Annotated in this window: 5 protein-coding genes; 4 read left to right on the top strand and 1 reads right to left on the bottom strand. The window is 73.3% G+C overall.

Annotation, left to right across the window (positions count from 1 at the left end; all coding sequences use genetic code 11):
* Positions 1-224 precede the first annotated feature (224 nt).
* The 3 genes from Q1K26_RS22140 to Q1K26_RS22130 all read left to right on the top strand — a co-directional run bounded on the left by Q1K26_RS22140 (position 225) and on the right by Q1K26_RS22130 (position 3,498).
* The gene (locus tag Q1K26_RS22140) at positions 225-1,181 is read left to right on the top strand and encodes an NADPH:quinone oxidoreductase family protein (RefSeq protein WP_300016371.1); all 957 of its coding nucleotides are present in this window, start codon (positions 225-227) and stop codon (positions 1,179-1,181) included.
* 126 nt (positions 1,182-1,307) lie between these two features.
* Positions 1,308-3,011, top strand: coding sequence for a BCCT family transporter (locus Q1K26_RS22135; RefSeq protein ID WP_300016362.1), 1,704 nt, complete (start codon positions 1,308-1,310; stop codon positions 3,009-3,011).
* Between the two features lie 13 nt (positions 3,012-3,024).
* The gene (locus tag Q1K26_RS22130) at positions 3,025-3,498 is read left to right on the top strand and encodes an Hsp20/alpha crystallin family protein (RefSeq protein ID WP_300016359.1); all 474 of its coding nucleotides are present in this window, start codon (positions 3,025-3,027) and stop codon (positions 3,496-3,498) included.
* Between the two features lie 161 nt (positions 3,499-3,659).
* Here the strand turns inward: Q1K26_RS22130 and Q1K26_RS22125 are convergent, their stop codons facing one another.
* Complete coding sequence (locus Q1K26_RS22125; protein ID WP_300016368.1) at positions 3,660-4,163, bottom strand: Lrp/AsnC family transcriptional regulator; 504 nt, start codon at positions 4,161-4,163, stop codon at positions 3,660-3,662.
* A gap of 106 nt (positions 4,164-4,269) precedes the next feature.
* Here Q1K26_RS22125 and Q1K26_RS22120 point away from each other — a divergent pair, with 106 nt between their 5' ends.
* The gene (locus tag Q1K26_RS22120) at positions 4,270-6,582 is read left to right on the top strand and encodes a pyruvate dehydrogenase (RefSeq protein WP_300016356.1); all 2,313 of its coding nucleotides are present in this window, start codon (positions 4,270-4,272) and stop codon (positions 6,580-6,582) included.
* Positions 6,583-6,697 lie beyond the last annotated feature (115 nt).

Here is a 6,697-nt window from a genome sequence, read left to right as displayed (position 1 = left end):
GGGCGGGTGTGTCCGGTGGCTCGGGCCGGTGCGGGGGCAGGCGGTGCGACCTTCGGGCGGCCCACCCCGTCGACGGGGTGGGCCGCCCGAAGGTCGCACCGCCTGCCCCCGCACCGGCCCGAGCCACCGGACACACCCGCCCGGGCGCCGGACCGGCCCCCGCGTCCGACACCGCGGCGGCGACGCTGTGGTGGGATGGCCGTCGGCGACGAGAGGGGCAGGGCGTGCGGGCGGTGCAGGTGGTGCGGCTGGACGGGCCGGCGGCGGTCGAGGTGCGGGACGTGCCGGAGCCGGTGCGCGCGCCGGAGCAGGTGCTCCTCGACGTCCGCGCGGCCGGCGTCAACTTCCCCGACGTCCTGCAGAGCAAGGGGCTCTACCAGTACAAGCCCGATCCGCCGTTCACGCTGGGCTCCGAGGTGGCGGGCGTGGTGCGTGCGGCCCCCGACGGCGCCGGCGTGAATCCGGGTGACCGGGTGGTGGCCTTCCCCGGGACCGGGGCGTTCGCCGAGGTCGTGGCCGCGCAGGCCGAGCACGTGCTGCCGCTGCCCGACGAGGTGTCCTTCGCCGCGGGTGCCTGCCTGCCGATGAACTACCTCACCGCCCACTTCGCGCTGCTGCGCCGCGGGCACCTGCGGGCCGGGCAGGCCGTGCTGGTCCAGGGCGCCGCGGGTGGGGTCGGCACGGCGTGCGTCCAGCTGGCCGCCGCCGAGGGCGCCACCGTGATCGCGGTCGTGTCCACCGACGCCAAGGCCGAGGTGGCCCGCGCGGCCGGGGCCGCCCACACCGTGCCGGTCGAGGGGTTCCGCGACGCGGTGCAGGCGCTCGGCGGCGTCGACCTCGTGGTCGACCCGGTGGGCGGGGACCGGTTCACCGACTCCCTGCGCTGCCTGCGCCCCGAGGGCCGGTTGCTGGTGATCGGGTTCACGGCGGGCGACATCCCGACGGTGAAGGTCAACCGCCTGCTGCTCAACAACATCGACGTGGTGGGCGTCGGCTGGGGCGGGTACGCACTGGGCCGGCCCGGGTACCTCGCCGGGCAGTGGGCCGAGCTGGAGCCGCACCTGCGGGCCGGCCGGTTGGACCCGCTGATCAGCGAGTCGTTCCCGCTCGAGCGGGCGGGCGAGGCGCTCTCCCGGATCGACGGCCGGCGCGTCACCGGCAAGGTCGTGCTGGAGGTCTGAGAGGTCACGATCGCCTCTCAGCGACTGCGGGTGTCCGGTCCTCGACCTAGACTCCAAGATCGGCCCACCGTCCCGGCCACGCGCCGGTCGCCGGCGGGCCATCGACGAGGACGAGGAGTGCTGCACATGTCCACCGACGCCCCACCCGGGCGCACCGAGCCCGGGCGCAACGGCGGCAACCCGCTCGCCACCTACATCCGGACGCACACCAACCCGCCGGTCTTCCTGGTCTCGGCCGTCGTGATCGTGGCGTTCCTGCTGGTGGGCTCGCTGTTCACCGAGGCCACCAACGAGGTCGCCGGCGACGCGATGGCCTTCATCGCCACCTACTTCGGCTGGTTCTACATCCTCGCTGCGACCGGCTTCCTGGTCTTCGTCGTGGCGCTGATGATCAGCCGCTACGGGCGACTGCGCCTGGGACCCGACGACTCCCGCCCGGAGTACAGCACGGTGCCGTGGTTCGCGATGCTGTTCACCGCGGGCATGGGCATCGGCCTGGTCTTCTACGGCGTCTACGAGCCCGCCTACTACCTCGACCCCTCCAGCGGCAGCCCGATCGCCGCGACCGACCCGCAGCAGCGGGCCACCGAGGCGATGAACTACACGATCTACCACTGGGGCCTGCAGCCCTGGGCGATCTACATCGTGCTCGGCCTGGCCATGGGCTACTTCTCCTTCCGCAAGGGCCTGCCGCTGCGCCCGGCGTCGGCGTTCTACCCGCTGTTCAAGGAGAAGACCTTCGGCTGGCGCGGCAACGTGATCGACGTCCTCGCCGTGTTCGGCACCCTGTTCGGGCTGGCGACCTCGCTCGGGCTGGGCGCGCAGCAGGTCAACGCGGGCCTGTCCACGCTGTTCGGGGTGCCGGTGAACACCACCGTGCAGATCGCCCTCATCGCCGCGATCACCGCCATCGCGGTCGTGTCGGTGATGCTGGGCATCGACAAGGGCATCCGCAGGCTCTCGGTGCTCAACCTGGGTCTGGCCATGCTGCTGATGGTGTTCATCTTCCTGGTCGGCCCGAAGCTGTTCATCCTCACCGGGCTGGCCGACTACACCGGCTACTACCTGCAGAACCTCGTCGGCACCAGCTTCGAGGTGTTCAACCCCGACACCCAGGCCGAGGCCGCAGCCTGGCAGGCCAGCTGGACGCTGTTCTACTGGGGCTGGTGGATGTCGTGGGCGCCGTTCGTCGGCATGTTCATCGCCCGCATCTCCTACGGCCGGACCATCCGCCAGTTCGTCGCGGGCGCGCTCATCGCCCCGGTCGCGGCCTCGATCACCTGGTTCGCGGTGCTCGGCGGGTCGGGCATGTTCTACGAGATCAACGACGTCACCGACATCGCCGGCTCGCCCGCAGAGGAGTCGCTGTTCCTGCTGTTGCAGGCGCTGCCGGTGCCGGAGATCCTGTCGGTCGCCGCGTCGGTGCTCACGATCCTGGTGGTGGTGCTGTTCTTCGCGACCTCCTCGGACTCCGGCTCGCTGGTCGTCGACATGCTCACCAACGGCGGCGACCCGAACCCGATCCGGCTGCAGCGCTTCTTCTGGGCGGTCACCGAGGGCGCGGTGGCGGCGGTGCTGCTGGCGGTCGGCGGTGCGACGGCCCTGCAGGCACTGCAGGCGGCGTCCATCACCGCCGGGCTGCCCTTCGCCGTGGTGCTCGTGCTGATGTGCGTCGGCCTGTACAAGGCGCTGGCGGCCGAGCCCGTCGCCGCCGCGCCCACCGCCGCGCGGCTGGCGACGCGGGATGCCCGCGAGCGCGACAACACCGAGGGGGAGCCCGTCACGCCCGACGTCGACGCGCCCGTCGCGGCCACGAAGCACGACAGCTAGGAGGGCAGGACCGATGCCTGCGAAGCGTGGCAAGGTCGGCAACCCGTTCCGCGGGGTCGTCGACATCATCAGCGAGATGAACCGGATGTCGGAGCGGATGACCAGCGGCGACAGCAGCGCCGCCGCGCCTCCGCGGGGGCACTCCGACGCGTGGAACCCCACCACCGACATCCTCGCGATGGGCTCGGACCTGCTCGTGCGCTGCGAGGTGCCCGGGGTCCGCGCCGAGGACGTCGAGGTCGCCCTCTCGCACGGCACGCTCACCATCGTCGGTGAGCGGCACCACGGCGACGAGACCAACGACGACTTCTACGTCCAGGAGCGGCACTACGGCAGGTTCCGCCGCGACATCACCCTGCCCGAGGGGGTGCGGGAGGCCGACATCGGGGCCGAGCTGCGCGAGGGGGTCCTGCAGATCGTCGTGAGCGGGGCCGCTAACGCCGCCGGGCCGGCGCAGATCGCCGTGCGGCACGTCCCGTCCGACTGAGGGCGACCGCGTCGGCCCGGGGCTTCTCGGTTCCGGGTCGGCGCGGGCGCGCCGACCGATCCGGGCGGGGTGCCGGCCGAGCGGGCCGTGTCGCTGCGCTGCACCGGCGCGGCGGCGCTGCAGCTGGGACCGGCGACGCGGGTGGGTGACCGTCCGACTGCTCAGCCCGAGCGAGGACCGGACGGTGCCCCGGGCACCGGGCCGGTGATCCGCTCGAGCAGCGGTGCCATGCGGTGCCCCACCAGCCGCCGCATCACCAGCGACGTCGTGGTGCGCTCCACGCCGTCGATCGCGAGCAGATGGCCGGCGATGCGGTACAGGTCGTCGGCGTCGCGGGCGACGACCTGGCACAGCAGGTCGGCCTCGCCGGACAGGCCGAGCACCTCGACCACCTCGGGCACCCGGTGCAGCGCGGCGGCCACCTCGGCGAGGCGCTGCTGCACCAGCTGCATCGAGACGAACGCGGTGAGCGGGTAGCCCAGCGCCGCCGGGTCGATCCGGCGCTCGAACGATCCGAGCACGCCGCGCTCCTCCAGCCCGGCCAACCGGGCCTGCACGGTGTTGCGGGAGATCCCGAGGCGTTGCGACAGCGCGAGCACCGACGCACGCGGGGATTCGGCCAGGGCGAGCAGCAGGCGGGCGTCGGTGGCGTCCATGCTGGGCATTCTGCACGACAAGTCCGGCATGCTAAGCAATCTGCTCGATCAGAGCGGTTCCGGTTGTGCATTCAGGTCCGCGGTGGTGCAGTTGGCGGGCGACACGGGAGGTGCGATGAACGACGACGTGCTGCGCACGATCGAGAAGCGGGTGCTGTGGCTGGCCACCTCGATCGTGCACCATGCCAACCGGGTGCGCCCCAACCCCGGCGGGCTGAAGGTCGGCGGGCACCAGGCGTCGAGCGCGTCGATGGTGACGATCATGACGGCGCTGTGGTTCGAGCACCTGCGCCGCGAGGACCGGGTGTCGGTCAAGCCGCACGCCTCGCCGGTGCTGCACGCGATCAACCACCTGCTCGGCGAGCTGCCGGCGGAGAAGCTGGAGACGCTGCGCGCGTTCGGCGGGCTGCAGAGCTACCCGAGCCGCTCCAAGGACCCCGATCCCGTCGACTACTCCACCGGTTCGGTCGGCATCGGCGCCACCGCCCCGATCTGGGGAGCGCTGGCCCGCCGGTACGTCGCCAAGTACGACGACACCGTGGGCGGCGCCGATGCGCGCTCCGCTGACGCTCCGCACGGCGGGCGGCAGTACTCGCTGGTCGGCGACGCGGAGCTGGACGAGGGCGCCTGCTGGGAGGCCGTGCTCGACCCGATGGTCGGCGAGCTCGGTGAGATCGTCTGGATCGTCGACCTCAACCGGCAGAGCCTCGACCGCGTCGTGCCCAACATCGGCGCCACCCGCCTGCAGGGCATGTTCGACGCCGCGGGCTGGCAGGTGCTCACCGTCAAGTACGGGCGGCTGCTGGAGGAGCTGTTCACCCGTCCCGGTGGCGACGCGCTGCGCACCCGCATCGACGACATGCAGAACCCGGAGTACCAGCGCCTGCTGCGCTGCACCCCCGCCCAGCTGCGCGAGCGCCTGCCCGCCGACGACGAGAAGCTCGCCGCGCTCATCGGCACCCTCGACGACGAGACGCTGCACGCCGCGATCCGCAACCTCGGCGGTCACGACCTCGCCGCGCTGCGCGAGGCGTTCGCCGCCATCGACGACACCCGGCCCACGGTGGTCTTCGCCTACACCGTCAAGGGTCACGGCCTGGCCAGCGAGGGGCACCCGCAGAACCACTCGTCGCTGCTCACCCACGAGCAGTACGGCGAGCTGGCCGCCGCGGTGGGTGCCGACGTGGACGCGCCGTGGACCCCGCTGCCCGCCGGCTCGTCCGCGGCGGCCGTGTGCGCCGAGGTGGCCGCGCGGCTGGCCCGCGAGCCCGTCACCGTCGAGGCGGTGCCCGCGCTGCCCGCCGACATCGGCCGTACCCCGGCGGGGACCGCCACCACCCAGGCCGCGCTGGGCCGCGCGCTGCTCGACCTGACCCGCGCCGCACCCGAGGCCGCCGCGCGCGTGGTGACCCTGTGCCCGGACGTCGCGTCGTCGACGAACCTGGGCGGCTGGGTCAACAAGGTGGGGGTGTGGTCGGCCACGGACCGCCGCGACTGGTTCGCCGACGACCCCGAGACGATCCTGCACTGGCGCGAGAGCGCGAGCGGTCAGCACCTGGAACTGGGCATCGCCGAGACCAACCTGGTCGGGATGCTGGGCGAGTTCGGCGCCACCTGGAGCCGCTGGGGCACGCCGCTGCTGCCGATCGGCGTGCTGTACGACCCGTTCGTGGAGCGCGCGCTGGAGCCGTGGTCGTTCGGGATCTACGCGGGCGGGCAGTCGATCCTGGTCGGCACGCCGTCCGGGGTGGCGCTGGCGCCCGAGGGCGGGGCCCACCAGTCGATCACCACGCCGTCGGTGGGGCTGGAGCAGCCCGAGTGCACGAGCTACGACCCGGCGTTCGCGATCGACGTCGAGTGGACGCTGCTCGCGTCGCTGGCGCAGCTGGGCCGCCCGGGCGGGCGGTCGGCGTACCTGCGGCTGTCCACGCGGCCGGTGGACCAGACCCTCGCCGCGGTGCCCGAGGACCCGGCCGCCCGGGAGCGTCGCCGTCGCCAGGTGGTGGCGGGGGCGTACCCGATCCGGCAGGTGGAGCGCCCCGCCGTGACGATCGCCGCGATGGGCGCCGTCGTGCCCGAGGCCCTGGCCGCGGCGCAGCGGCTCGATGCGCTGGGGCACCCGTGCGACGTCGTGTGCGTGACCAGCGCCGGGCTGGTGTTCGACGCCGTGCAGGCCCGCGCAGGCCGCGGTGACGCGGAGACGTGGATCCTCGACGGCGCCTTCCCCGCCCGCCGTGCCGCCCCGATGGTGACGGTCCTGGACGGCCACCCGCACACCCTGGCGTTCCTGGCCGGGATCAACCGCGTCCCGGCCGTGCACCTGGGCGTGTCGCGCTTCGGCCAGTCCGGGGACCTGGAGTCGGTGTTCCGCCACCACGGCCTGGACACCGACAGCCTGGTGGCCGCGGCCCTCGACGTCGCGTCCTGACCGGGCGGGCGGCGCCGCCAGCGACCGCACGACGACCGCACGCACAGCGCGACACGACCGCACGCACACCCCGACTCGCGAGGTGGTTGCGCGAGTCGGGGTGTGCGTGCGCGCG

This window comes from Pseudonocardia sp. (genome assembly GCF_029263155.1).
GTDB lineage: Bacteria > Actinomycetota > Actinomycetes > Mycobacteriales > Pseudonocardiaceae > Pseudonocardia.
The sequence above is the reverse complement of the archived record's forward strand: the minus strand, read 5'-3'. Positions and strand labels throughout refer to the sequence as shown.